This window comes from Thermohalobaculum xanthum, assembly GCF_016623495.1.
Classification (GTDB): domain Bacteria; phylum Pseudomonadota; class Alphaproteobacteria; order Rhodobacterales; family Rhodobacteraceae; genus Thermohalobaculum; species Thermohalobaculum xanthum.
Genome location: NZ_JAEHHL010000004.1, coordinates 61511 through 87916, shown reverse-complemented (window position 1 = coordinate 87916; position 26406 = coordinate 61511). Strand labels below are relative to the sequence as shown.

The following is a 26406-nucleotide window of genomic DNA, read 5'->3' as shown; positions in this document are numbered from 1 at the left end:
CTCGCGATCGCAATTTCCGGACCCCTGCCACACGACGCTGAAGCGAGCAGCCACTGCTCGCCGGACGACGTTGTGGAGATCGTCGCTCTCGACGGCACAGCGATCCTGACCACGGGCAATCTGCCGCCACGCGCCGCATTGCTTGGGGATCGCCTTTGCCCCGGCGACTCGGTCCGCGCCGGCGACGATGGCCGGGTCGAGCTGCGATTTGCCGCGGACGAGACGACCATCGGCCTTGCCCGCAACACCGAGGTGCGCATCCCCCTGCCCGGCGAGCGGGAGGCTAATGTCGAGCTTCGATCGGGGCTGATGCGCTTCATCAGCTCGGTCCGCGACTTCTTCTCGATCGATACGCGATACGCCAATGCCGGGATCGACGGGACCGAGGCAGTCGTTGCCGTAAGCCCCGCGGGCGCGCTGGTCGTCGTTGCGGAGGGCGACGTGACGATGCGCGCGCCGACCGGTGCGCCACTGTCGCTGCCGGCGGGCGCGGCGGGGTTCGCCGCGCCGGGGCAGGCGGCCCTTCCCGCCGAGGGCCAGGCGCTGCCTCCCGAGTTCCGCGCCCTGGTCGTCAGGCCCGAAGCGGCCTCGGATTGGGCCATCTACTATCCGCCGATCCTCCTCGCGGCCGGCGGCCCGCCCGTGGTTGAGCAAGCCGCACGCTTGCTTGATGCCGGCGAGGCGGATGCCGCCGAGGCGCTTCTGGAGGGACGGACCGATGCCCCGGCGCTCGCGCTCGGCGCGGTCGTGGCGGTTTTCCGCAACCAGACCGCCGAGGGCGCCGAACTTGCCCTGCGTGCCGTCGAAACCGATCCGGGCCTCGGTGCGGCGCATGTCGCGCAAAGCTACGCCTTTCAGGCCCAGGGCCATATCGACGACGCCCTCAAGGCCGCCCGTCGCGCGGTCGCCGTGGCGCCTGACGACGGGTTTGCGCGCGCGCGACTCGCAGAACTGCAGTTAATCGCGGGGGATGCCGTCCGGGCGGGGCGAACCGCGGCCGAGGCTGCCGATCTCGCGCCGACCTCGCTTGCCCAGGCCATCATCGGCTTCGCGCGGCTTCAGGCGAACGATTATGAAGGCGCCGCCGAAGCCTTTGCCGCTGGCGTCGCCCTCGACAGCGAGGATCCCATGCCGCGCATCGGCGAGGGGCTCCTGTCGATCCGGCGCGGCGATGTCGTCGCCGGGCGGCGCGCGCTCGAACTCGCGGCCAGCCTCGACCCGAGGCGCGGTCCGACGCGTGATCTCCTTGGCCGGGCGTATGACCAGGAGGGCCTGTTCGAGAAGGCGCTCTCGCAATACGGCCTCGCCATCGAGCTCGATCCGAACGACCCCGCGCCATGGCTGTCGCGGGCAGAGGTGCTGTTCGCCGAGAACCGGCCGGTCGAGGCGCTGGCCGATCTGAAGGCCGCGGAACAGCGTTCCGGGGCGCGCTCGGTCCTGCGATCGGAGCGCGGGCTCGCCGAGGACCAGGCGATCCGCGGTGCGGCGGTTGCCCGCGTCTACGACACGCTCGGCTTCTCGGAGCAGGCAATCCGTGAAGGCGCGCATGGGGCCGAGCAGGATCCCGCCAACGCCGCCGCGCACCGCGTGCTGGCGGACGTCCTGCGCTCGCGTGCGAACACCGACACCGCGCGGGCAAGCTCGGCATTCCGGGCCCAGGTCTACGAGCAGCCGTCAAAGGCGCCGATACAGCCGTCGCTCAGCGAGTCGGACCTTGCGCTCCTCAACGGACCCGGCGCGACCCGCCCCGCCTTTGCCGAGCTGTTCCCCTTCTTCGACACCGACGGCGTGCGCGCCGACGTCGAGGGGTTCGGCGGCACGCAGTCGACCTTCGGCGACGAGGCGTCCTTCACCGCGCTGCACCGGGGTGTTGCCGTCGGCGTCGGCCAGTTTCACTATCAGACGGGCGGGTTCAGATCGAACGACGACGTCCGGCACGATGTCGTCAGCGTCCGGCTCAAGGGCCAGGTCGCGCCATCGCTCGACCTCTTCGGCGAGTATCGCTACCGCAACACGGTCGCGGGAGACCGCACTCTCGAGTTCGACCTCCGCGACGGCGACGACAGCATCGATATCCAGGACGAACGAAACCTCGTGCGCGCCGGCGGGCATGCGCGGATCGGCGCGAACCACGACGTCGCCCTCGTCGGCACCTATGTGCGCACCAACGAGGGGCGCCGCGCGGGCGACGCCACGTTCAGCCGGCCGCTGCTCACCACCTCGGGCGATTCCGAGAGCTACAGCGTCCAGGCGCAGCATGTCGGGCGCTTCGGTAACGTCTCGACCGTCTCGGGGCTCTCCTACGACGATTTCGAGGGGACCAGTATCGCCGAGCTCGACTTCGGCGCTTTCGGCTTCCTGCTGCCGCCGTTTTTTCTCGATCAGCAGCGCTTCTCGGCCTATGCCTATGGCACCTGGCTCATCGAGAACCCGGGCCCCTTTGCCGCGCTGGAACTGACGGGCGGGCTCAGCCTCGACGTCATCGACACCGACCGCCCCGCCCCCGACGACCTGACACGCGTGAATCCCAAGTTCGGCGCCCGCCTCGACGTGATCGACGGCGTCACGCTTCGCGGCGCCTATATGCGGACCGTGCAATACGCCCAGCCCGTCGACGAGCGCCTCGAGCCGGTCACGGTCGCCGGCTTCGTCCAGTATGTCGATCAGTTCAGCGGATCGATCGTCAACCAGGCGGGCCTCGGCTTCGACGCCGCAGTGACCGACTGGCTCGACATCGGCGCCGAGGGCATGCGGCGCTGGGTGGACATCAACCCGCTCACGGTCCCGGGCGATACCGACGAGCTGGAAATCCGCGCCTATGTAAATGCCTCGTTCCTCGATCGCTTCGCGGCACGGCTCGATTTCCGGCATCTCGATGCGGAATCGTCTGGCTCGGCGCTTGCGAACGACCTCAACAGCTTCGAGGCGACGGAGGTGACGGCAGGGCTTGGCTGGTTCCACCCGAGCGGCTTCTTCGTCAGCGGCCGGGCCGGCGTCGGATGGACCGATTTCGTGAACACCAAGAACACGGTGCGGCAGAGCGGCTCCGACACCTTCCCGATCACCGAGCTCTCGCTCGGCTACCGTCTGCCCGACCGGCGTGGCATCGCCAGCATCGATTTCCTAAACGTGGTCGACGCCGATTTCGGATTCGAGGACCGAACGGTCGAAAGCAGCTCGAACCCCCTTGCGGCCCCGCGTTTCGCGCGCGACTTTGCAGCGTTGGCGCGGTTGAGACTGCGCTTCTGAAGGTATTGTTGTTGTTTGTCGAACGGGGGGACGGTCGAGATGAACTGCACACGGATTCTTTGCGTCATTGCGCTGGGTTCAGCGCTGATCCCGGCAACAGCCAGCGCACAAACATGCAGTCAGCTTCCGCTCTCCGAAACATGCGAGTCCCGCGGCGTGCCGCTGATCGATCGCCGGGCGCCGGGGGTCGGTGGCGATGTCGTTTGCCAGTCGGGTCCGAGCAACCCGGGCAAGGTCCAGTACGACACCTACATCGTGCAATTCGGCTATACTTTCTACAGCTGCACGCGCTACCGGACCTGTCTCTGGACCCGGACCAACGACAACGAGGCCTGGCAGGAGTTCTGCAACTAGGGCCTAACGCCGGCCGGGGCAGCAAGCGGATCAGCCGGCCGCAGCAACCGACTTCATCGCCTCACTCGGCCGCAGCGGTGCGTCGCTGCGGGTGCCGGTCGCTGTTGGCGAGGCTGATGCGGAAGAAGCTCGTTCCGTCATCCTCGAACACGACCGACAAATCCCCGCCCATCCGCCGCATGATCGCGCGGCTGATCGGAAGGCCAAGCCCGGCGCCCTGCCCCTCGACCGCGCGACTGCCCCGCCAGAACTTGGCGAAGATGTCCTCGGCCTCGGCGCGGCTCACCCCACCGCCATTGTCGGCGACATCGACCTCGACGCGCGCCCCGTCGGCGCGCCAGCGCAGCTCGATCCGCGGCTCGGCGGCCGTGTTGTAGCGGATCGCGTTCGACAGCAGGTTGATCAGCACCTGCCGGAGCCGATCGGAATCGGCGCTGACCCACAGCTCCCGCGGCGGCGGATCCGCCGTGATAGTGACGCCCGCCTCGCGCGCCAGCGCCGAGACCGTGTCGATCGAGCCGCTAAGCGCATCCGCCAGCACCACCGGCCGCAAGGGGATCGCCGCATGCCCGGCTTCGAGGCGGCTGATATCCAGGATCTCGTCGAGCAGGCGCGTCAGGCGCAGCGCCTCGTCATGGATGATGCTGGTAAAGCGCCGCATCTCGCCGGGCGCGAGGCTCGCGTCAGACCGGAGGATCTCGGCGAACGAGCGGATCGACGTCATCGGCGTGCGCAGCTCGTGGCTGACCTGGCTCAGGAAGTCATCCTTCTGCCGGTCGAGCCGCCGCAACCGCTCGTTGACCTTGCGAAGCTCGGCGGCCGTGCGTTCGAGCTCGCGCGTCTTGTCCGCCAGCCGCGCCGAGGTCTCGATCAGGCGCTGGGTCTCGTCGGCGATGTCCATGAGGTCGGTCAGCGATATCACCTCGCCGCCGGCTGCGCGCGTCACCATCGCATGCGCGGACGCCGCGCCGATCGAACCGGAAAGCTCGCGCTCCAGCCTGGCGATCAGCGCGTCGGTCGGGTTGGGCAACCCGCGCACGACCCCTTGAGCCTGAGCGAGCTCTTTGAAGAGTGCACGGGCGGGACCTGCGCCGAGGATCCGCTGCGCCAGAACATAGAGATCCTCCGATGCTGCCTCGCGCCGGATGAACCGATGGCTCTCGCCCTCGGGCGAGCGGAACACGTCGATGAACAGCGCACCCTGGAGCCGGTCGAGCGGCTCGATCCGCGACATAGCCGAGACGCCGATGAACAGCACGGCGTTGACGCCCAGGCTCCAGACCGTCGCGTGAACGATGGGGTCCGCCCCCGCGAGCCCGAGAAGCGCCTGCGGCCTGAGCAGCGCGATCCCGAAGGGTCCGTCGATCAGCCACATCGTCGGCAGCAGGCCGTCCGGCCCGAGGCTTGGCAGGAACAGCGTGTAGAGCCACAGCGTGCCGCCGCCGCACAGTCCGGCAAGCGCCCCCGCCCGCGTCGCGCCGCGCCAGAAGATGCCCCCCAGCATCGACGGCAGGATCTGCGCAACGCCGACAAAGGCGATGAGCCCGGTCGCGGCCAGCGCCCCGGTGCCGCCGCTCAGCTCGTAATAGACGTAGCCCAGCCCCAGAATGATGCCGATCGAGACGCGCCGGCTGGCAAGAAGAAGCTCGCGCACATCGCCCGACGCGGCGTTCCCCTTCATCAGGATCTTGATCGCGAACGGCGCCACCATGTGGTTCGAGACCATCGTCGACAAGGCGATCGCCGCCACGATCACCATCGAGGTCGCCGACGAGAACCCGCCGATGAAGGCAAGGAGCGCCAGCGCATCCTGCCCGTGCGCCAGAGGCAGGTTCAGGACGAAGAGGTCGGGGTTCGATCCGGGCGGCAGGAAGGCCATGCCGGCGATCGCGATCGGGATCACGAAGAGCGACATCAGGAACAGGTAGAGCGGGAACATCCACGAGGCGGTGACGAGGTGGCGCTCATCGGCGTTCTCGACGACGGTGACCTGGAACTGGCGCGGAAGGCAGAGCACCGCGACCGCCGAGAGAAACGTCAGCGTGACCCAGCGCGGCCCGAAGATCTTCTCGACCTCGATCATGTCGCCGGGCATCTCGGCGAAGATCGCCGTCACGCCGCCGCCCAGGCCCCAGACCGCGAAGACACCGATCGCCAGAAGCGCCACGAGCTTTACTACCGCCTCCACCGCGATGGCCGCGACCACGCCGTGGTGCCGCTCGTTCGCGTCGATCGAGCGCGTGCCGAACAGGATCGTGAAGGCGGCCATGCCGGCCGCGACCCAGAAGGCCGATCGGTACTCCTCGGTGGCACCGGTGATCGCGGCGAAGCTCAACGTCACCGACTGGAGCTGAAGCGCGATATACGGGGTCGTCGCGGCGATCGCGATCAGCGTGACCACGACCGCGAGGCTGGGGCTCTTGCCGTAGCGCGACGAGATCAGGTCCGCGATCGAGGTGATCCGGTGGACCCGGCCGATCCGCACCAGCTTGCGCAGGCACCACCACCAGCCGACGAACACCAGAGTGGGCCCCAGATAGATCGTCACGAACTCGAGCCCGGAGCGCGCCGCCGATCCCACGGCGCCGTAGAACGTCCATGAGGTGCAGTAGACCGAGATCGAAAGCGTGTAGACCAGCGGCGATCGCAACCACCGGCTGCCGCCGCGACGCGCCCGGCGGTCCCCGACGAATGCCACCGTGAACAGGATGATCACGTATCCGAGCGCCACGGCCAGCAGCAGGTCGCTCGACAGCATCACGCCTCCGCGTCCGATCCCGCGTCTTTACCGGCCTGGGCGCGCGGCTCGGGCAGCGTTTCGGTGTCGAGGATGCGTTTGCCGGTCGCGCGCGCGCCGATCACCAGCAGGAGCCAGACACCGAAGACATAGCCGAGCACGACCGGGACACCGCCAATCTCGGCGTCGATCGCGAAGATCTGCGCCACGGGCGGCATCGTCAGGATCATGCCGATCAGCGGCAATGCCAGTGCGGCGTCTCGCGCCTTTCGGACGCCGAGTCCGGGATCGGCTGGACGCCCTTCCCGCTGGAACGGGCGGCGACGGCCGGTCATCTGGCCGTACTGCCGGCGAGCCGGGTCACCGCTTCGACGAGTTCGGCATTGGAGAAGGGCTTGGCGATGAACATGTCCGCTCCCCAGCGACGCGCGGTCTCGCGGTCCTCCCGCTGGCCCTTGGCCGTGAGCATGACCACGGGAAGGCGTGCCGTAACTGCCTCGGCCCGCAGGCGCCGCAAGACCTCGAACCCGGTGATTCCGGGCAGCATGACATCGAGGACCAGCACGTCGGGCGTTTCGGTCATCGCCTTGGTCACCGCCGCCTCGCCGTCCGAGACCACCGTGACCGCGAAGCCTGCCCGTCCGAGCAAGAATGCGAGGGCCTCAACGATATGCGGCTCATCCTCCGCGAGCAGGACACTCCTTGTCATCGGCACGCTTCCCCCTGTTCCCCGCGTTTTCCGGGGTTTGACTCGGCAGCGTAGCGGATCGCGCGGCGCAAGTCTCGCCCCTGACAAGGGGCGGGGCGGGCGCGGAGAGGCGCTCAGTGATCATCACTCGCCTCGCCAACGCGATGCGCGCAATCCTCGCGGGGGCAGATGCGGCAGCTCGTGCCGACGGCCTCGGCGGTAAGCTCGTTGTTCCGTCCGGGTCCATAGACGGTCAGCGTCGCGTCATGCTCGTCCATCGCCAGGAGGTCCGTCACATGCAGCACCGGCTGGCCGAATCCGGCTTGCCCGACGTGACGCGCGCGCGCGACGAAAACGAAGCCAAGCCCTGTCGGGAAGACCGCCCGCTGGCGCAAGGTGCGCCCCGGGAAACCACCCGCGCGGCAATCGACCCAAAGCGGACAGGCCTCGCCATGCCGTGCCGGTGCGAAACCCGGAATGCTGATGCAATCGATCAGCACGCCCGCGGCATTGCGGGCGATGTAACCTAAGCGCGGCCGCCCCGCCGCCGGCTCAAGGCTCGTCAGCCGGCGGCAGACGCGGTCATGTGGCTGGCCACACCGCTGAGCCAGCAGGTCGAGGTCATATCCGACCGCATGCGCATCGGCGGCGAACGCATCGTCCTTCAGCGCGACCGCATCGGCGGCATAGCGCAGCAGCATCACCCGGGCCCGCGAACGGGCGGCTTCGCTCTCGATCTCTTCGGCATCCTCGATCAACGCGCCGATCGCCGCAGCCGCGGCATTCCGGGCAGCCGCGGCAAGCGCGGGCTCGTCGGCATCGTCCGCGATCCGCACCCCCGACACCGCCGTCTCGATCGCATCGAAACGGTTCCCGTACGCCTCGAACAGCGCGTCGACCTCGTCCATCGGCGTGATCGCGCTGCGCGTCGTGTGGCTGCGATCGAAATATGCCGCCAGCGCCCCGCCGACGTCGGAGAGCCGCCTGCTCTCGGTCGCCAGGATCGCCTCGAAGCGCTCGCGCTGGGGCGGTTCGAGGTCAGGCACCTCGGTCAGGATCTCGGAAGCCGACCGCAACGCCGCGGTGTGGGTAAGCATCCGGTGGACCGCCTCTCCCAGGAAAGGATCGTGGGTCAGGCGATCGGACATGGCGCGGACCATCGCCGCCAGTTCCCGCTCTGATCGTGCCAGCGTTTCGATCGCGCGCGCCCAGGCGGGATACCGGCCCAGCAGTTCGCCCGCCTCGTTCCCGTCGATTCCAAGGCCGCCGAGCCGCGGATCGGCGGCGACCTCGCGCAGCTGGTCGAGGAGCCGACGCTCGGCGGCGCCGTCGAGATCCTCGAGCGGGACCGAAAGCTCGCGGGCGATCGAGCCAAGCAGCCTCTCGCCGACGCCGCGCTTGTTGCTCTCGATCAGGTTCAGATAGGAGGGAGAGATACCAATCCGGCGTGCCAGCTCGGTCTGCGTGATTCCGATCGCGCGGCGACGCTCGCGGATCCGGGCGCCGATGATGCTCCGTACCATGCCTCGCCCTTCAATTCACAGCCCGGGGCTGGCAGCAATTGACGAGAATTGTTTTCAGAAAATCCTTTTATCGTCAATTTAATAAGAGGTTCGTCACATTTTCTTTTTACACGCGCGACGGCTCCGCTCAACTGCTGCGGCGAATGGCGGGAACGGCCTCGGGGGCCGCGCCACGCTGGGCGAGCCAGATGCCGCCCAGCACCAGAGCAAGCGCGACGGCATGGAACCACGCGAAAGCCTGACCAAGAAGCGCCACCGCAAGCAAAGCGGCAAAGACCGGCACGAGGTTTACGAAAACACCCGCGCGTCCCGGCCCGATCAGGTCGACGCCACGCATAAAGAAAAGCTGCGAGAGGCACGACGGGAACACCGCGACGAAGAGTGTCACGAGCCAGCCGGTCATGGTCGGGGCGCGATACCCGGGCGAGCCCGCCTCGAACAGCATCAGGGGCAGTGCCGTCACCGCCGCGATCGGGGCCATCAGCGTGAAGAAGGCCCGCCCGGAGATGGCGGGGCGCGATCGCAGCATCACCGTGTAGCTTGCATAGAGCGCACAGGCCAGAAGCATCAGCGCGTCGCCGGGGTTCACGCCCAGCGAAAGGATCTGGTCGGGTGCCCCGCGCGTCGCGACAAGCACGACGCCCAGGATGGTCGCAAGGACGCCGACGGCCTGAAGCGCGCCGACGCGGCTGCCATACGCGAAAAAGGCGCCGATCAGCACGAAGATCGGGATCGACCCCTGGAGAATGCCGATGTTCACCGCCGAGGTCTGGTGTGAGGCGACGTAAAAGAGGGCGTTGAAAGCCGTGAAGCCCAGGCTCGCCATCAGCACGATGCGCGGCATGCGCGGGCGGACCTCGGGCCACACCGCCCGCACCTCGGCGCCATAGAGCGTCCAGAGCACGGCGCTGACCAGGGCCCAGCGCAGGAACGTCAAGGTAAAGGGACCGACCTCGCCCACGGCAAGCTGCCCCGCAATGGCGTTCCCCCCCCAGAAGAGCGCCGTGAGCGTCAGCAGCAGTGCGGGGGCTGCGTTGAGCCGCTCGCTCGCGCGGCTGAGGCTTTCGCGCATGTCATCCTCTTGGTTTGCGCCGGTTCGCCTGCGTAGCAAAGGACGGCCATCAGACAAACGATGCTCTGCCATGCATCCAGCAATCCGGGTTTGCATGGGGCGCAAAGCTGGTTTGGCCGCGCCAGCCATGGCGCGGCACCACGATTCAGACATAGGCTGGGTTATTCACGCCCCTGCGCCATTCCGTGCGCGCCTTCGCGCGCCCCACCTGCTTCGGAGACCCCGGTGACGCATCCGCCCAGCCAGACATGCGCCCCAGGCACCGCGCTGCGCGGGGCGATGCGTTGAGCGCGACCACCGACATCGCCGCAGACCGCGCCGCCGACGGCACCCTCGCCGGCATCGGCTGGATGGTGCTCACCACCGTTCTCTTCGTCGGCGTGACGGTGATCGTGCGTCATCTCGGCTCGGATATCCCGGCCATTCAGGCGGCCTTCATCCGCTACGCCATCGGGTTGGCGATGGTGTTGCCCTTGCTGCGGACCCTCGCAAGCAACCCCCCAAGCCCTCGCGTTCTGGGCCTTTATGGTGCGCGTGGGCTGGTGCACGGCTGCGCGGTGATGCTGTGGTTCTACGCCATGGCGCGCGTCCCGATCGCCGAGGTGACCGCGATCGGATACACCGCGCCGATCTACGTGACACTTGGCGCGGCGCTCTTCTTCGGCGAGAGGCTCCACCTGAGACGCGTCGCGGCGGTGCTGATCGGCTTTCTCGGCACGATCGTCATCCTGCGGCCGGGCGTGGCCGAGATCACCCAGGGCCATCTTGCCCAGCTTTCCGCGGCGCCGCTTTTCGCCTGCTCGTTCCTGATCGCCAAGGGGCTGACCAGCCAGCGTGGCCCGGGCGAGATCGTGGGGGTGCTGTCGCTGGGATGCACGCTCACGCTTCTGCCAGGCGCAATCCTGGTTTGGCGCGCTCCGACCTTCGACGAGGTGGCATGGCTTGCACTCACCGCCGCGATCGCGACCGCCGGCCACTACACGCTGACGCGCGCCTTCCGCGCCGCGCCGCTGACCGTGACCCAGCCGATCGGGTTCCTGCAACTGGTCTGGGCGGCGTTTCTGGGAATCATCCTGTTCGGGGAAGCGCTCGATCCCTTCGTGCTGCTCGGCGGCGGCATCGTCGTGGCCTCGGTAACCTATATCTCGCATCGCGAGGCCGTGGCCGCACGCCTGATGACCACGCCGCCGCCTCAGGCGATCAAGCACTGAACCAGCGCGACATACGGCGCCCCGACACTCTGGCCAACTCTGGCGCCTCGGCCCACCAGCCGATATTCAGGCTTCACAGCATCATGCCCCGGAGAGCGCTGCATGACCCGACCGCTCGCCTCTTTGCCGATGTACGACTTCCCGGAACTGCGCCCGGCAACCGACGCCTTATGGGACGGGATCCGCGCGCAGCTGCGCGACACCGGCATCGACGCGCCTGAAACACTCGACAGGCGCGAGGCATATTCGGAGGTCTGGACCGACCCCGGCCTCGTCCTGAGCCAGACCTGCGGCTATCCCTACTCGATGCAACTGCGCGGACGGGTGAGGCTGGTTGCAACCCCTGTCTACCGCGCCATGGGTTGCGACGGGCCGCGTTACACCTCGGTCCTCGTGGTGCGCGCCGACGACGCGGCGGAAACGCTCGAGGGCTTCAGGGGACGGTGCGCGGCCTACAACGCGCGCGACTCGCAATCGGGCATGAACACGATGCGCGCGGCCCTCGCCCCCCTTGCCCGCCAAGGCCGCTTCCTCGGCACGGCAATCGAGACGGGAAGCCACGCCGCATCGGCCGATGCAGTTGCCTCGGGACGCGCCGATATCGCCGCGCTCGATTGCGTGACCTGGGCGCATCTCGCGGCCCTGCGGCCCGAACTGACGGCCCGGCTCAGGGTGCTGGGGCTGACACCATCAGCCCCCGCCCTGCCCTTCGTCACCGCCGCCAACCAAAGCGACGCGACGGTATCGGCGCTCGCCACCGCCCTGAGCGAGGCGATCGCTGATCCGGCTCTCGCCCCGGCGAGAGACGCGCTCCTGATCGAAGGGGTCGAGATGCTCGCCGACGATGCTTACGACGAGATTCCCGCGATGGAGGCGTCCGCCCGGCGCGCGGGCTATCCCGATCTCGCCTGACGGGGGCTCAGAAGTCCGAGATGATCCCGTCCTTCTCCCAGTCGCCAAAGCGCGTCGGCTCGGGGCCATTGCGTCCACCCAGTTCCTTCGGCAGGCTGCGTCCGGCAGCGGCCTTTCGGCGTGCCTCGGCCTCGGCCAGCGCACGTTCGGCGGCAGCCTGGATGCGGGCTTCCCTGTCTTTCGCGTCGTCCATATATGCCTCTCATCCGCGGCTCCGCCTCGATATGGCGCATGCGGGGAGCCGCGACAACAGGAGATCGACGTCATGAACTACGCGAAAACCGCGCTATTGCTGGCTGCGATGACCGCGCTGTTCCTCGGTGTTGGCTACATGATCGGCGGCACCGGCGGCGCGATGCTCGCCTTCGTCTTCGCGCTTGGCACGAATGCCTTCGCTTACTGGAACTCGGACAAGATGGTGCTGCGCATGCACAAGGCGCGGCCCGTCAGCCGGCAGACGGCGCCCGAGCTTTGGTCGATGATCGAGGAGCTTTCGGCACGTGCCGGGCTTCCGATGCCTGCGATCTATGTGATCGACGACCCGCAGCCCAACGCCTTCGCGACCGGCCGCAACCCGCAGAACGCGGCCGTCGCCGCGACAACCGGGATCCTGCAGACGCTCAGCCGCGAGGAGCTGGCGGGCGTCATGGCGCACGAACTTGCCCATATCCGCAATCGAGACACGCTGATCATGACGATCGCGGCGACGGTCGCGGGCGCGATCTCGATGCTCGCGCAGTTCGGCCTCTTCTTCGGCGGCGGCGGCGACCGCGAGCGTAACCCGCTGGGCATCGTCGGCGTGTTGCTCGCCGTCATCCTCGCACCCTTCGCGGCCATGATGATCCAGATGCTGATCAGCCGGACGCGCGAGTATTCCGCCGACCGCGCCGGGGGCGATATCTGCGGCAATCCCTTGTGGCTTGCCTCGGCGCTCGCGCGCATTTCGGGTGGCCACCGCGCCGAGATGCGCACGGCCGAGCGCAACCCCGCGACGGCGCACATGTTCATCGTCAACCCACTGACCCATCGCGGGGTGGATGATCTGTTCTCGACGCATCCCAACCCCGCCAAGCGGATCGCGGCGCTCAAGGCCCAGGCGGCCGAGATGGGCATCCGGCCGGGCGCCGATGCCCTGCCCCCCCGCTCGGGTTCGCCGGGGCGCAGCTTCGGCATGCCCTCGACGCGCGCACAGGGCCCCTGGAGGTGAGCCGGGACGCGCGCAGCGGCGCACCCTCGAAGCGCAGACGGCGACCGACCGCGCATCCCGTCCGCGACGCGCCGGGGATCGCGGCCCGGCGGGGTGCGCTCCAGCTTCTCGGCAACGTGCTCGACCGCGGCGAGATGCTGAGCGAGGCCGGGCTCGACAAGCTCGCGCCCGCAGCCCGGGCCGAGGCGCGCGGGCTCGCAGACCTGACCCTGCGCCGGCTCGGCCAGATCGATGCGATCCTGGCTGACCTCGTCGACCGCATGCCGGCAGGCGCCGGCGCGCATATCCTGCGCCTGATGGCGTGCGAGCTGGCCTTTGCCGGCGTCCCGGCCCATGCCGCCGTCGATTCGGCCGTCAGGCTCGCACGCGCAACGCCAGGCGCAGGCCGACTCTCGGGGCTCGTGAACGCCGTCGGCCGGCGGATCGCGGCGGGTCCACCGCCCGGGAACGACCCCGCCGCCTTGCGCAAGAACCTGCCCGCCTGGCTGTGGAAGCGTCTCGCCAAAGACTGGGGCGAAGCCGAGGCCGATGCGATCGCCGCAGCCCACCTCGTGCCCGCGCCCCACGACCTTGTCTTCCGCGATCCCGGCGAGGCCTCCGCCATGGCTCCCACGCTCGGGGGCGAGGAGATCGCCGCCGGGGTCCTTCGACTTGCGGGGCGGCCGCAGATCAGCGCACTGCCCGGCCATGCCGAGGGACAGTGGTGGGTTCAGGACCTTGCGGCCAGCCTGCCCGCGCGCCTGCTTGGCCCGACCGCGGGGAAACGCGTGCTCGACCTCTGTGCGGCCCCCGGAGGCAAGACGATGCAACTTGCCGCCGCCGGCGCCGCGGTCACCGCGCTCGACATCTCGGCGCCCCGGCTCGCGCGCCTCGCCGAGAACCTCGCCCGCACCGGGCTGGTCGCCGACCTGATCACCGCCGACGCCCTCGAATGGGACCCCGCGGAATCGTTCGACGCCATCCTCCTCGACGCGCCCTGCTCGGCGACCGGCACCATACGCCGGCACCCAGACCTGCCCTGGCGCAAGGGTGCCGGCGACATCGCGCCTCTGGTGGACCTGCAGGCCCGCCTCATGGACCGCGCCTTCGGCTGGCTGCGCCCGGGCGGCACGCTGGTCGTCGCGACCTGCTCGCTGCTCAAGGAAGAAGGCGAGGCACAGGCCGAGGCCTTCCTCGCCCGAACGCCCGGCGCGCGCCGGGTTCCGCTGGATGAAGGCAGTCTGCCGTCGGGATTCGTCACTGCAGAAGGCGAGCTTCGGACCCGTCCCTCAATGCTCCCCGGCCTTGGCGGCCTTGACGGCTTCTTCGCCGCCACCTTCGCCCGCGCCGCCTGAGGCACCGGTCCGGAAGCGAAAATGGACCTGGGCGCGACATTCGGGTCTGTGGCGCTGCGCGCATTCATGGCATAGACGCTGCCGCAGCCGCACAGCAGCCGGGGCACGGAGACCGCAATGACCGAAGCCATCACCCCCATCCGCCGCGCACTCCTCTCGGTCTCGGACAAGACCGGGCTCGAGGCGCTCGCGCGCCGTCTCACCGACGCGGGGGTCGAGCTGATCTCGACCGGAGGGACGGCCAAGCGGCTGCGTGACGCCGGTTTCGGGGTGCGAGACGTCTCGGACCTCACGGCCTTCCCCGAAATGATGGACGGGCGGGTGAAGACCCTGCACCCGATGGTCCATGGCGGCCTGCTGGCGCAGCGCGCGAACCCCGAGCATGCCGCCGCGATGGCCGAGCACGGTATCGCGCCCATCGACCTCCTTGTGGTCAACCTCTATCCCTTCGAGGCCACCGTCGGGCGCGGCGCCTCCTACGACGAGTGCATCGAGAACATCGACATCGGCGGTCCCGCCATGATCCGCGCCGCCGCCAAGAACCATGCGGACGTGACCGTCGTGGTCGACACCCAGGATTACGACGCCGTGGCCGCCGAGATCGAAGAGACCGGCGGAACCAGGCTCGAGACGCGCAAGCGCCTGGCCGCCATCGCCTATGGCCGAACCGCCGCCTATGACGCCGCGGTGTCAGGCTGGATGGCGGACGCCGTCGGGGACCGGACGCCGCGCAGGCGCACCTTCGCAGGCTACCTGTCGCAGACCCTGCGCTATGGCGAGAACCCCCACCAGAGCGCCGCCTTCTACCTCGACCACTCGGCGCGGCCCGGGGTTGCGACTGCCGTGCAGATCCAGGGCAAGGAACTGAGCCACAACAACATCAACGACACGGACGCCGCCTACGAACTGGTTGCCGAGTTCGACCCCGCGGCCGCTGCCGCCTGTGCCATCATCAAGCACGCCAACCCCTGCGGCGTCGCGCGCGGGCCGTCGCTGGCCGATGCCTATGCCCGGGCCTATGACTGCGACCGTGTCTCGGCCTTCGGCGGCATCGTCGCGCTCAACCGGGCGCTCGACCGCGAAACCGCCGAGGCGATCACCCGGATCTTTACCGAGGTCGTGATCGCCCCCGGCGCCGACGAGGCCGCGCGCGCGGTCTTCGCGGCCAAGCCGAACCTGCGGTTGTTGCTGACCGATACCCTGCCGGACCCCGAAGCCGCGCGGCTCGCGCTGCGCCAGGTTTCGGGCGGTCTGCTCGTGCAGGACCAGGACACGGGCCGGCTCGATCCCGCCTCGCTGAAGGTCGTCACTCGCCGCCAGCCGTCGCCCGCCGAGCTTGACGACCTGGTCTTCGCCTGGTCGGTTGCCAAGCACGTCAAGTCGAACGCCATCGTCTATGCCAAGGGCGGCGCCACCGTCGGGATCGGGGCGGGCCAGATGAGCCGCGTCGACTCGACCCGCATCGCCGCGCGCAAGTCCGCTGACATGGCGGAGGCGCTGGGCCTCGCCGAGCCCACCGTGCGCGGTTCGGTCGTGGCATCGGACGCGTTCTTTCCCTTCGCCGACGGACTGATCGCCGCGGCCGAGGCGGGCGCCACCGCGATCATCCAGCCCGGCGGATCGATGCGCGACGCCGAGGTGATCGCCGCCGCGGACGCGCGCGGTCTTGCCATGGTCTTCACCGGGCGCAGGCACTTCCGTCACTGAGGCCGTGTCGGGCGCGCCCGACGCACGGCCCCTCGATCCCGGAAAAGAAAAACCCGCATGCCTTGCATGCGGGTCGCCGCGCAAGCGGGACGCTTGTGCTGCAAATCGTGTGACGGTCGCTCGACAGGACAACAACACATCCCGCCTGGCTGCCATCCAAATTGCTCTTCAGAACCCTCGTGGCGTAAAGGCTCTGCAAGGTGTGCCGCTTGATAGCTCACGGTATTGAGCGAAAGGTTAACGCACCCTTAATCAAACCGCACGCTTTCTCCGGCGACCAATAGAGATTTTTTATCTAATTGCCATATTTCCGCGATTGAATTCGCAGACGCGAAGCAGTATCTCCGCCGCTCACAGGGTCACCGATCCCAACCCCGTCCGCGGGGGGGCGCTAAGGGGCCTCTGGGACTTCATCTGCTGGTAGGGGAGGCGATGCCATGAGCCAGGCACACCTCTTCCAACTGGGGATGGACCTGGAGACAGGCACCACCCATGCGGAAGACACCACGGGGAACCGCGGTCATCTGACCGTCGTTGCCGATCGGGATATCTTCGACGAATCCCGCGACGACCACTTCATCCGTCGTGACGGCAAGGTCTTTGCCGGCACACACCTCATCATCGAGGTGGTGGACGGCACCGGGCTGGACGACCAGCACCGGATCGAGCAGGCGTTCCGCGACTGCGTCGACCAGTGCGGCGCGACGCTTCTGCACATTCACACGCACAAGTTCTCGCCGCAGGGCGTGAGCGGCGTGGCAGTGCTGGCGGAGAGCCATATCTCCGTGCACACATGGCCCGAGATCGGCTATGGCGCCTTCGACGTGTTCATGTGCGGCGACGCGCAGCCGTGGAAGGCAGTCGACGTCCTGCGTGCGGCCTTCGACGCGGGCGACATCCGCGTGAAGGAACTGCTGCGCGGCGAGGAAGTGGTCGCCGACCGCCTCTGACGCACGGCAAGACCCGTCTCGAGGCAAGCGCCGCCCGGCCCCCGGGCGGCGTTTTCAATTGGTGCAGGCGCCGTCAGCCCTCGCCGCGGGCGCGTCCCCTGCGCCTCTCGCGTGCGCGGCGCGCCAGCAGGTTCAGCGTCTCCACCGCCGCCGAGAACGCCATCGCCGCGTAGACGTAACCCCTCGGCACGTGGAAGCCGAGACCCTCGGCAATCAGGGTCATCCCGATCATCAACAGGAAGCTCAGCGCCAGCATGACAATGGTCGGGTGAGCCTCGATGAACTCGGCCAGCGGGTCGGCCGCGATCAGCATCACGGTCACCGCGACGACGATCGCGACGACCATCACCGGCACATGCGGTGTCATCCCGACCGCGGTGATGATGCTGTCCACCGAGAAGACGAGATCGAGCAGCAGGATCTGCGCGACGGTCGCGCTGAAGGACGCCTCCACCGCCTTGCCGGTGAACATGTCGCCTTCCGGATCCGGGTCGACCTTGTGCCCGATTTCCTTCGTTGCCTTCCAGACGAGGAAAAGGCCACCTGCCAGGAGGATCAGGTCCTTCCATGAGAACCCTTCGCCGAGGAACGTGAAGACCGGATCGGTCAGCCGCACGATCCAGGCAACCGCCCCGAGCAGGCCAAGACGCAGGATCAGCGCAAGCCCGATCCCGATGCGCCGCGCCCGGGGACGTTGCGCTTCTGGGAGCTTGTTGGTCAGGATCGAGATGAAGATCAGGTTGTCGATGCCGAGCACCACCTCCATCACGATCAGGGTGGCCAACGCGACCCAAACCTCGGGCATGGTGATGAGTGTCATGATCTCGGTCATCGGGAATCCTCGGTGTCCGGCGGCACGGGAGGCCGATCCTGCGGCGATGGCGGCGCAATGGCAACCACCCGGAATTCGGGGCTGGACATCGCGAGCCCGCTGACCCATGCAGGCCCCGCCACGCGACCCTGAGGGAGGATGCCATGTCGGACGCCATCATGCCGGGCTGGAGCGTCGAGACCCTGCACGACGACTACCGCCAGTCGCTGCGCGAGGACCGGGTGCTCTATGACAGCGCCACCGAGCATCAGCGGCTCAGGGTGATCGAGAATCCCCGCTTCGGCCGCGTGCTGACGCTTGACGGCGTGGTGCAGGTCACCGAAGGTGACGAGTTCATCTACCACGAGATGATGGCTCACGTGCCCATCCTTGCCCATGGCGAGGCCAAACGCGTGCTGATCATCGGCGGCGGCGATGGCGGCATGGCGCGCGAGGTGCTGCGTCACCGCTCGGTCGAGCATGTCACGATGGTCGAGATCGACGCGGGCGTGGTCGAGTTCTCGAAGAAATACCTGCCCGCGATCTCGGACGGGGCCTTCGACGACCCGCGCCTCGACCTTGTGATCGCCGACGGCGCCGATTTCGTGCGCCAGACCGATCGCCGTTTCGACGTGATCATCTCGGACTCAACCGACCCGATCGGACCGGGCGAGGTGCTGTTCACCGACACCTTCTACGGCCATGTTCGCGGCCTTCTGACCGGGCACGGCATCTTCGCCACCCAGAACGGGGTGCCCTTCATGCAGCCCGAGGAGCTGCGGGGCACGATGCGGGCCTTCAAGGCGCTGTTCCGGGACGCGACCTGCTATCTCGCCACCGTGCCGACCTATGCGGGGGGGCCGATGGCCTTTGGCTGGGGCGCGATGGGCGAGGGCCGCCACGTCGCGCTCGACGAGCTCGAGCGCCGCTATGCCGCTGCCGGGATCGAGACCCGCTATTACACTCCCGCGGTCCACAAGGCGGCATTCGCCTTGCCCGGCTATGTCGCGAAGCTGCTGGACTGAGGGCGCCTCGGCGCCCGTCCGACCCGGACGGACTGTTCGAAAGAAGGTTCGTCAAACTGAAAGAAATGGATATTCTTTGATGGGTTAAGCGTGGCGCCCATGTCCGCATGTCCCTCTCGTCGCCGGGGCGCCCTTTGGTGCGCGCGTATTCGAGAGGAGTACGGGGCATGGCCGATTTCAAGAAGGCCCCGACGGAACGGGACGACGGATCCGCCGTAGGGGTCGTCGTGCCCGAATGGCCGGACTTCCTGCCCGAACCCGCGACCATGCTGGTCCACGTGATCAGCGCCCTTGTCCTGCTGATGGTCATTTACGCGGGGCTGCGCGCGGTTCGCGCGATCGCACGCGATCAGGCCGAAGACGAGCCGGACGACCCATCCGGCACGAAGCCGAAGAAGCGCCGAAGGCGGTCGTTCTGGCCGCCTCCGCCGCAAACTTTCGAACCGCCTCCCGAGAAGCGCAGGAAACGACCGCATCTGTTCAGATCCTCGTCCGCACGCCGCGCCAAACCTGGCGAGGCGCCGGCATCGAAAGACCGCGATTCCGACAAGGCTGCCACGCGACCCGACACCTCGGACGACGACTCCTGACCTGGGAGGTCCGGGCCTCGCGACGACCACCTTAACCTGCGATGAGGCAATCATCGCGGCAGATGACTATTCGGGCAGCGACGCACTCTTGACGCCCCTTTGGCCTCGCGGGCCGGCATCTGCGGCCGCGCGCCGGTTCATAAAGCGATGGAAGACGCCTTCGGCAGCCAGCAACTAGGTCTGACGAGTTCCCTCCCTCCGCGTCAGGACATGCGCGCTTGCACCTCGGCCTGCGCATAGGCGCGCGACAGGATCGCGGCGGTCATCAATACCGCAAGGATGATGGAGGCGGACCTCAGCATCGCGGGAATGATTCCCAACCAGTGCACGCTCCGGCTCGCCGCGTCATAGGGGCTTAATGGGATGCCGGCGAACTGCGGGAGGTTCGCGGCGACCTGCACGAGCACGGTCACGCCGAACGAATAGACGAGGAGTGCGCGGAAGGTGCGGCGCGCCTGCTGCCGCCCGCGCGCGAGAGCCGCGGCAAAACTCCCGGTGCCGCCAAGCACGAGGTCGGGCACGAATGTGCCGAAGAACGCGAGAAATGCCCCATAGCCCAGGAGCCCAATCGCGATTGCCGCGACCGCCTTGGCAGCGTCCGGCATCCCGCCCGGCAGGACCGGCATCACGACCAGCAAAGCCAGCAGCCCGATGCCGATGGCAACCGCCAGAAGTCGCCAGAGGATCCGCCAGACGATCCGAAAATCGGGCTGGTCCTCCCCGTGACCGCCCCCCGCGAAGCCGTTCCGGGTGAGCAGCGTCCGGTGAGCGGCCACCAGGGCGGCGATCTCGACGATCATCTCACCGGGCCCTGCGGCCCGGCGCAGGACGCCGGCTTCGACAAGCGTGTCGAGGCCGGTCAGCAGCAGGACCGCCGTGGCGCAGAGCCCGTAATGCGCGCGGAACAGGGCAGTGGCGAGCCTGAGGGGAGAGCATCGCTCGAGGTCGAAAGGGTTCACTGGCAATCACCGCAACGAATGAAGCTGCGGGAAGCGTGGTGCCGTGCAACGGAGCCGTCAAGACACGGGCTCAGGCCGCCTCGCCCTCGCGCGCGTCGGCCCGCGCCGCCTCCCAGGCCAGCAGCGCGCGCTTGACCGGCAGGCCCCAATGGTAACCGCCCAGCGCGCCGTCGCGCCGCAGCGCGCGGTGGCAGGGGATGAGCCAGCTGATCGGGTTGCGCCCGACCGCGGTGCCGACCGCACGCACCGCACGGGGATGGCCGATCGCCTTGGCGATCTCGGAATAGGTCGTGACATGGCCCGAGGGGATCGACAGCAGCGCCTCCCAGACCTTGATCTGGAAGGGCGCGCCGAACAGCGCGAGCGGCACCTCGCCCTTGCCTCCCGACAGCGCGCGAACCAAGGGCTCGAGGCCGGCGGTGTCCTCGCGGAACGACGCCTCGGGCCAGCGTGCACGCATGTCGGCCATCACCGCCGCGCGGCCCTGCTCGGCGGCGAAGGCGAGCCCGCAAATGCCGCGATCGGTCGCCATTACCAGCGCCTCGCCGAAGGGGCTGTCGAACCACGTCCAGCGGATCACCTGGCCCGCGCCCTTCTGGGCATAGTCGCCCGGGGTCATCGCCTCCCAGCGCAGGAACAGGTCATGCAGCCGCGAGGGGCCCGAAAGCCCGGTCTCAAGGGCGGCGTCGAGCACGCTGAACCGCTCGGCCAGCAGGCGGCGCGCATGGTCGAGCGTGAGGTATTGCAGATAGCGCTTGGGGCTGACGCCGACCCATTTCGAGAACTCGCGCTGGAAGTGCTGGGGCGAGAGACCGACCGCCGCGGCCACCTGCTCGAGCGAGGGCTGATCGAGGCGGTTGGCCTCGATATAGGCGATGGCGTCTGCCATCAGCTGGTAGGGCTCGCGGGGGTGGGTCTCGGTCATCTGGGTCATCCCGGCTTGGTCTGAGAGACGCCGCGATCATGCCCCGGTCGCCCGGCTCGCGCCACCCGGATCATGCGGCAATGCAACACTCCGCACGGATCCGAAATTTGCACGAACACTCAACATATTACCCCTTGCGGTTTGAGTCCGCCGGCCGCATATGTCGCGGCGACGCCAACGCACGCGCCTCTGGCCATGCCCCTTTCAGCATGAGTTTAAGCAGCGACGGTCGCGTCTCTGTATGGTCCGTCCGGGCGAAAATCCGGGACTGCATGGGGAACGATCATGCTTGCACTCTCTCAGGGGGGCGCCCGTGGGGCGTTCCTCCGACGACTCTCCGACTCCGATGTCCCGGCGCCCTATGGCGACAAGGTCGAAGCCCTGCTCGACGCGGCCGAGTTCGACCGCCCGACACTGGTGATCGACCTCGACCGGGTCGAGGCGCAGTTCCGCGCGCTCTCGGCCGGTCTTGGTGACGCGCATATCCATTACGCGGTCAAGGCGAACCCGCACCCGGCAGTGCTGGCGCGGCTCGCGTCGCTGGGCTGCCGCTTTGACGCGGCCAGCCGGGCCGAGATCGCGCTGTGCCTGGAAGCCGGTGCGCCGGCGCATCACGTCAGCTTCGGCAACACGGTGAAGAAGCCCGGCGACATCGCCTGGGCGCATGCCGTGGGCGTCGATCTCTTCGCCGCCGACTCGGACGAGGAACTGGCGAAGATCGCCGCCCTCGCCCCCGGCGCGCGGGTGTTCATCCGCCTCCTCGTCGAGCATTCGCAGGCAGACTGGCCGCTGAGCCGCAAGTTCGGCTGCGCGCCCGAGGAGGCCGTGCGCCTGATGGGCGTGGCGCGCGAGGCCGGGCTGCGGCCGGCGGGCCTGTCGTTCCACGTCGGCAGCCAGACCCGCGCCGCGACGATGTGGGGCCCGACGCTCGACATGGTGGCCGAGATCTGGGCCGAGGCGTCCGAGGCGGGCTTCACGCTCGACGTGCTCAACATCGGCGGCGGCTTTCCTGCCTTCTACGGCGACCCTGTCGAGGGTCCCGAGGCCTATGCCCGCGGCGTGATCGACGAGATCCGCGCGCGCTTTCCGCAGATGCCCGGCTACGTGATGGCCGAGCCCGGCCGCGGCATGGTGGCCGAGGCGGGCGTGATCGCGGCCGAGGTCCTGCTGGTCTCGAAGAAGCGCCCCTCGGACATTGCCCGCTGGGTGTATCTCGACATCGGCAAATTCTCGGGCCTCGCCGAAACGATGGACGAGGCGATCCGCTACCAGTTCGAGACCACGGCGGATGGCGCCGAGACCGGTCCCTGCGTCCTTGCAGGCCCGAGCTGTGACTCGGCCGACGTGCTCTACGAGAAGCGCCCCGTGCAGCTTCCGCTGGCACTGAAGGCGGGCGACCGGATCCGCATCCTGTGCTGCGGCGCCTACACGTCGAGCTATTCCAGCGTCGGGTTCAACGGCTTCCCGCCGCTGGACGTGGTCTGCATCTGACGCGATCCGCCGGCACGGGCACGCGCCGTCCAGGTAGCAAGGGCCGGCCCCACGGGGCCGGCCCTTTGTCTTCCCGGGGCTCAGAGCCCCAGCGCCGCCGCGGTTGCTGCGTCGACCACGCCGGTGACCGGCAGGCCCTGGTCCGACTGGAAGGCCCGCACGGCGCGGTCGGTGCCGGGACCGAAGGTGCCGTCGATCGCGCCCACGTCATAGCCGGCATCGGTAAGCGCGCGTTGCAGCGCTCGGACTGCCTCGCCCACCATCATCGGCGAGGTGAGAGCGAGGCCCCCGGTGCCGCCGCCACCTGCCGGCGCCGCGACCGCCTGAACCGTCTCGTCCGACACGATCTCGTAGACCATCTCGTCCTTGTAATAGGTCGCCCGGTAGAGCACGCCATCGCACAGATAGAGGGTCTCGCCTTCGTAGAGCACCTTCTCGCATTCGGATGGAAGGCTGGCGACATAGACGAGCGTCGCGCCCGCGATGGCACCCGTGAAGTACCAGCCCCAGGCCGGCCACCAGTAGTAGTCACCCCAGTGCCAATGCGGCGGACGGTAATATGGCGGATCGTAGGGCGGCGGTCGCCAGCCGGGCGGCCGCGAGCCGGGCGGTTTCCACCCCGGCGGCCGACCGCCCGGCGGGCGTCCGCCGGGCGGTCGGGCGATCGGATGGCTCGGGCGCACCGGCCTGTCGCCGGTACCCGGTCTTGCCGGAAGCGTGGAGACACCGCCGGGCGGGTTGATCCCTGGACGATCGGGTCTTCCGGACGGCTGCGTGGGAAGTGTCCCGACCTCCGGGCGCGATGGCCGCGTTCCCGCAGCGGGCCTTGACGGCCGGGGCGAGCCGATCTTCGCACCTCGCGGTGGCTGGTAGGGACGCGCGCCAAAGCCGCCGCCGCCACCGCCTCCAAAGCTGCGCCCGCCACCGCCACCGCGGAAACCGCCGCCGCCACGGCCGCCACCGCCGCGACCGCCACCGCCGCGGAAGCCGGCTTCGGCCTCGTCGACCGCGGGATCGAAGCGAACGATGCTCTCGGGCGAGGTTCCGATGGCCACCGCCGCGATCAGAAGGGTCAGAAACACGCGCTTCATCTTCCCCTCCTCAATTGCCCGACGGGGCGGCGGTCGTGCCCGCTGCACCGTCGTCCCGCGCCCGTTCCAGCAGGCTCGGGAAGCTGATCCGCACGCTGTCCTCCGGCGGCTCGTAGGAGAAATCGCCCGGCTCGTACGACGGTTGGAGATTCCAGTTCATGAGGTAGGCCCGGTATTGCGGCCAGCCCTGCTGGTAGGGATCGGTGCGCACGATCATCAGCGGCAGCGGCCGGTCGGGATCCGTCGATATCCAGACCTGCCAGTCCTCGTCGTAGTCCGAGAAGGCCAGGTGGTGCGCCTCGCGCCCGCCGACGCGGGTAACCCCGAGATGCGCGGCTCCGTCCACACCTTCGAGGATGTCGTCGGGCAGCGAAGCCGTCATCAGCACCCATAACGGGATGGGCGTCTCGAGCTTCTCGGACACGTCCTGCACCAGCTGCTCGAACCCTTCGGCGAAGCCCGTCGAGGCGTAGAAGTTCTGATCGGGGGCGGCGATGGTGAATACCTCGCCGTCATAGTAGTAGTCGCGCAGCGCGTCGCCACGATCGGTCCGCGAAAGAAAGCCCAGATCGCGCACGAGCAGGTTCGTCCCGGCACGCGTGAACGTCACCTTCTCGCGCCCGTCGATCACCTCGTCGTAGCTGACGAACCAGTCGAAGGACATCGCGGGCTGGCGGGCGAGGAACTCGGCCGACGCGCGTGCAAGCTCGACCGCGCCCTGATCGATGCGGCCGGCGTCAGACGCCTGCTCGGGCACCGTTTGCGCGGCGGCGGCGAAGGGCGTCAGCGCGATCGCCACTGCGGCGACAAGCGATCCAAGATGCAATGCGCTCTCCCCGTTTTTGCTTCAATCCTCGAAGCCTAGCACAACGAGAACGACGTAACCGAAAACCTTGTGTAAATTACTGTTCTGTGCAACCCAGTCGCGCCATGAGCGCGCAACTCGACTACCACGCCATCCGGACATGTTTCGAGCGGTTCCGGGCCGAGCGCCCCGAGCCGAAGGGCGAGCTCGAGCATGTCAACGCCTATACGCTGCTGGTTGCCGTGGCGCTGAGCGCGCAGGCAACCGACAAGGGCGTCAACAAGGCGACGCGCGAACTGTTCAGCATCGCCGACTCGCCACAGAAGATGCTGGCGCTGGGCGAGGACGGTCTGGTCGAGCACATCCGCACGATCGGGCTCTACCGCAACAAGGCCAGGAACGTCATCAAGCTGAGCCGCATCCTGGTCGACGACTATGGCGGCGAGGTGCCCTCCTCGCGCGCGGCTCTGTCGTCGCTGCCCGGGGTCGGACGCAAGACTGCGAACGTCGTGCTGAACATGTGGTGGCGCCAGCCGGCGATGGCGGTCGACACGCATGTGTTCCGCGTCGCCAACCGCACCGGGATCGCACCGGGACGTGACGTGCTGGCGGTTGAGCGCGCGCTCGAGGACAACATCCCCGCCGATTTCGCGCTGCACGCGCACCACTGGCTGATCCTGCACGGACGCTACACCTGCATGGCGCGCAAGCCCGCCTGCGGCACCTGCGTCATCCGCGATCTGTGCCGCTACGAGGACAAGACCACATGACCGAACGTCTCGACATTGTCGGCATCGGCAACGCGATCGTCGACGTGATCGCGCCGGTGAACGACGGCTTCCTGGCCGAGAACGGCGTCGCCAAGGGCGTGATGACCTTGATCGACCGCGCTCGCGCGACCGAGCTTTACGCCGCGATGCCGGCGGCGCGCGAGATCTCGGGCGGCTCGGGCGCGAACACCATCGCCGGGGCGGCGGCTCTGAACTGCCGCACCGGCTTCATCGGCAAGGTGCGCGACGACCAGCTGGGCCGGATCTTCGCCCATGACATCCGCGCGGGCGGGGTCACCTATGCGGGCCCCTTCGCGCCCGAGGACGCCGACGAGGAGACCGCGCGCTCACTGATCCTCGTGAGCCCCGACGGCGAGCGGTCGATGAACACCTATCTTGGCATCTCGACGGCACTGCATGCCGGCGACATCGACGAGGCGCTGCTCGAACGCGCCGACTGGCTCTATCTCGAGGGTTACCTCTTCGACACGCCCGAGGCGAAGGAAGCCTATGCCCGTGCCATCGCCGCCGTCCGCCGCGGCGGGGGCAAGGTCGCCCTCACCTGCTCGGACCCCTTCTGCATCGACCGCCACCGCGCCGATTTCCGCCGACTGATCGCCGACGAGGTGGACCTCCTGTTCGCGAACCGCGACGAGGCACTGTCGCTGATCGAGACCGACAGCCTCGAGATCGCGCTTGGCATGCTGTCGCGCGAGGTGGCGATCGCGGCGGTCACCCTGTCAGGCGACGGCGCGGTGATCCTGCGCGGCAAGACGCGGACCGAAGTGCCGGCCCAGGCGGTCGACGTGGTTGACAGCACCGGCGCCGGCGACCTCTTCGCCGCAGGCTTCATGGCCCCGGGCTGATCCGCGGTCACGACGACCGCAAGTCCGCGCATATGGGCTGCATCGCCGCGGCCGAGATCATCAGCCACTACGGCGCGCGGCCCGAGACCGATCTCGCGGCGCTGATGGCCCGGAACGGGTTCTGACGAA

General features: G+C 68.5%; 23 protein-coding genes and 1 pseudogene. 13 read left to right on the top strand and 11 right to left on the bottom strand.

Features of this window, described 5'->3' with window-relative positions; genetic code table 11:
- The first annotated feature begins 72 nt into the window (after positions 1-72).
- The gene (locus tag H0I76_RS08085; RefSeq protein WP_200609130.1) at positions 73-3249 is read left to right on the top strand and encodes a FecR domain-containing protein; all 3177 of its coding nucleotides are present in this window, start codon (positions 73-75) and stop codon (positions 3247-3249) included.
- A 156-nt stretch (positions 3250-3405) separates the two neighbouring features.
- Positions 3406-3603: a hypothetical protein gene (locus tag H0I76_RS08080; RefSeq protein ID WP_200609128.1), complete on the top strand. Its 198-nt coding sequence runs from the start codon at positions 3406-3408 to the stop codon at positions 3601-3603.
- A 61-nt stretch (positions 3604-3664) separates the two neighbouring features.
- On the opposite strand, the gene H0I76_RS08075 is transcribed toward H0I76_RS08080, so the two are convergent.
- The 5 genes from H0I76_RS08075 to H0I76_RS08055 form a co-directional block, all read right to left on the bottom strand.
- Positions 3665-6361, bottom strand: coding sequence for a sensor histidine kinase (locus H0I76_RS08075; protein ID WP_200609126.1), 2697 nt, complete (start codon positions 6359-6361; stop codon positions 3665-3667).
- A complete protein-coding gene (locus H0I76_RS08070) occupies positions 6361-6675 on the bottom strand; it encodes a hypothetical protein (RefSeq protein ID WP_200609124.1) in 315 nt (104 codons plus the stop codon). The genes H0I76_RS08075 and H0I76_RS08070 overlap by 1 nt, the downstream gene beginning before the upstream one ends.
- Positions 6672-7049: a response regulator transcription factor gene (locus H0I76_RS08065; protein WP_200609122.1), complete on the bottom strand. Its 378-nt coding sequence runs from the start codon at positions 7047-7049 to the stop codon at positions 6672-6674. The genes H0I76_RS08070 and H0I76_RS08065 overlap by 4 nt, the downstream gene beginning before the upstream one ends.
- Positions 7050-7162: 113 nt before the next feature.
- Positions 7163-8551 carry an XRE family transcriptional regulator gene (locus tag H0I76_RS08060; RefSeq protein ID WP_200609120.1) on the bottom strand — a complete coding sequence of 463 codons (1389 nt, stop codon included), beginning with the start codon at positions 8549-8551 and terminating at the stop codon, positions 7163-7165.
- Positions 8552-8678: 127 nt separating this feature from the next.
- Complete coding sequence (locus H0I76_RS08055; protein WP_200609118.1) at positions 8679-9623, bottom strand: DMT family transporter; 945 nt, start codon at positions 9621-9623, stop codon at positions 8679-8681.
- A 284-nt stretch (positions 9624-9907) separates the two neighbouring features.
- Between H0I76_RS08055 and H0I76_RS08050 the strand changes: the two genes are divergently transcribed.
- Complete coding sequence (locus tag H0I76_RS08050; RefSeq protein ID WP_234455202.1) at positions 9908-10834, top strand: DMT family transporter; 927 nt, start codon at positions 9908-9910, stop codon at positions 10832-10834.
- A 102-nt stretch (positions 10835-10936) separates the two neighbouring features.
- Entirely contained in the window at positions 10937-11746 is an 810-nt protein-coding gene (locus H0I76_RS08045) for a phosphate/phosphite/phosphonate ABC transporter substrate-binding protein (protein WP_200609113.1), read from the top strand.
- Positions 11747-11753: 7 nt separating this feature from the next.
- Here H0I76_RS08045 and H0I76_RS08040 read toward each other — a convergent pair whose 3' ends face one another.
- On the bottom strand, positions 11754-11939 hold the full coding sequence (locus tag H0I76_RS08040; protein ID WP_200609111.1) for a DUF1674 domain-containing protein: 186 nt from the start codon (positions 11937-11939) through the stop codon (positions 11754-11756).
- A 72-nt stretch (positions 11940-12011) separates the two neighbouring features.
- Here H0I76_RS08040 and htpX point away from each other — a divergent pair, with 72 nt between their 5' ends.
- The 4 genes from htpX to speD all read left to right on the top strand — a co-directional run bounded on the left by htpX (position 12012) and on the right by speD (position 16944).
- On the top strand, positions 12012-12953 hold the full coding sequence (htpX, locus tag H0I76_RS08035) for a zinc metalloprotease HtpX (protein WP_200609109.1): 942 nt from the start codon (positions 12012-12014) through the stop codon (positions 12951-12953).
- Entirely contained in the window at positions 12950-14287 is a 1338-nt protein-coding gene (locus H0I76_RS08030) for an RsmB/NOP family class I SAM-dependent RNA methyltransferase (RefSeq protein WP_200609092.1), read from the top strand. The genes htpX and H0I76_RS08030 overlap by 4 nt, the downstream gene beginning before the upstream one ends.
- Positions 14288-14404: 117 nt before the next feature.
- Positions 14405-15994: a bifunctional phosphoribosylaminoimidazolecarboxamide formyltransferase/IMP cyclohydrolase gene (gene purH / locus H0I76_RS08025; protein WP_200609090.1), complete on the top strand. Its 1590-nt coding sequence runs from the start codon at positions 14405-14407 to the stop codon at positions 15992-15994.
- Positions 15995-16431: 437 nt separating this feature from the next.
- A complete protein-coding gene (gene speD, locus H0I76_RS08020; protein ID WP_200609088.1) occupies positions 16432-16944 on the top strand; it encodes an adenosylmethionine decarboxylase in 513 nt (170 codons plus the stop codon).
- A 73-nt stretch (positions 16945-17017) separates the two neighbouring features.
- On the opposite strand, the gene H0I76_RS08015 is transcribed toward speD, so the two are convergent.
- A complete protein-coding gene (locus H0I76_RS08015; RefSeq protein ID WP_234455201.1) occupies positions 17018-17776 on the bottom strand; it encodes a TerC family protein in 759 nt (252 codons plus the stop codon).
- Between the two features lie 143 nt (positions 17777-17919).
- Between H0I76_RS08015 and speE the strand changes: the two genes are divergently transcribed.
- Together speE and H0I76_RS08005 are read left to right on the top strand one after the other, a co-directional pair.
- A complete protein-coding gene (gene speE / locus H0I76_RS08010; RefSeq protein ID WP_200609086.1) occupies positions 17920-18780 on the top strand; it encodes a polyamine aminopropyltransferase in 861 nt (286 codons plus the stop codon).
- Between the two features lie 167 nt (positions 18781-18947).
- Positions 18948-19370, top strand: coding sequence for a hypothetical protein (locus H0I76_RS08005; protein ID WP_200609085.1), 423 nt, complete (start codon positions 18948-18950; stop codon positions 19368-19370).
- 203 nt (positions 19371-19573) lie between these two features.
- Here the strand turns inward: H0I76_RS08005 and H0I76_RS08000 are convergent, their stop codons facing one another.
- Positions 19574-20329, bottom strand: a complete 756-nt coding sequence (locus H0I76_RS08000) for a hypothetical protein (protein ID WP_200609083.1) — start codon at positions 20327-20329, stop codon at positions 19574-19576.
- Positions 20330-20399: 70 nt separating this feature from the next.
- The gene (locus tag H0I76_RS07995) at positions 20400-21254 is read right to left on the bottom strand and encodes a methylated-DNA--[protein]-cysteine S-methyltransferase (RefSeq protein WP_234455200.1); all 855 of its coding nucleotides are present in this window, start codon (positions 21252-21254) and stop codon (positions 20400-20402) included.
- A gap of 285 nt (positions 21255-21539) precedes the next feature.
- On the opposite strand from H0I76_RS07995, the gene H0I76_RS07990 reads away from it, so the two are divergent.
- Complete coding sequence (locus tag H0I76_RS07990) at positions 21540-22745, top strand: type III PLP-dependent enzyme (protein WP_200609081.1); 1206 nt, start codon at positions 21540-21542, stop codon at positions 22743-22745.
- Positions 22746-22825: 80 nt separating this feature from the next.
- On the opposite strand, the gene H0I76_RS07985 is transcribed toward H0I76_RS07990, so the two are convergent.
- Together H0I76_RS07985 and H0I76_RS07980 are read right to left on the bottom strand one after the other, a co-directional pair.
- A complete protein-coding gene (locus H0I76_RS07985; RefSeq protein ID WP_200609079.1) occupies positions 22826-23836 on the bottom strand; it encodes a peptidoglycan-binding domain-containing protein in 1011 nt (336 codons plus the stop codon).
- A gap of 10 nt (positions 23837-23846) precedes the next feature.
- Entirely contained in the window at positions 23847-24662 is an 816-nt protein-coding gene (locus H0I76_RS07980; RefSeq protein WP_200609077.1) for a DUF2092 domain-containing protein, read from the bottom strand.
- Positions 24663-24766: 104 nt separating this feature from the next.
- Here H0I76_RS07980 and nth point away from each other — a divergent pair, with 104 nt between their 5' ends.
- Together nth and H0I76_RS07970 are read left to right on the top strand one after the other, a co-directional pair.
- Entirely contained in the window at positions 24767-25411 is a 645-nt protein-coding gene (nth, locus tag H0I76_RS07975) for an endonuclease III (RefSeq protein WP_200609075.1), read from the top strand.
- A pseudogene (locus tag H0I76_RS07970) lies at positions 25408-26402 on the top strand (adenosine kinase). Before nth ends, H0I76_RS07970 begins: the two are co-directional and overlap by 4 nt.
- The last annotated feature ends 4 nt before the right edge of the window (positions 26403-26406 follow it).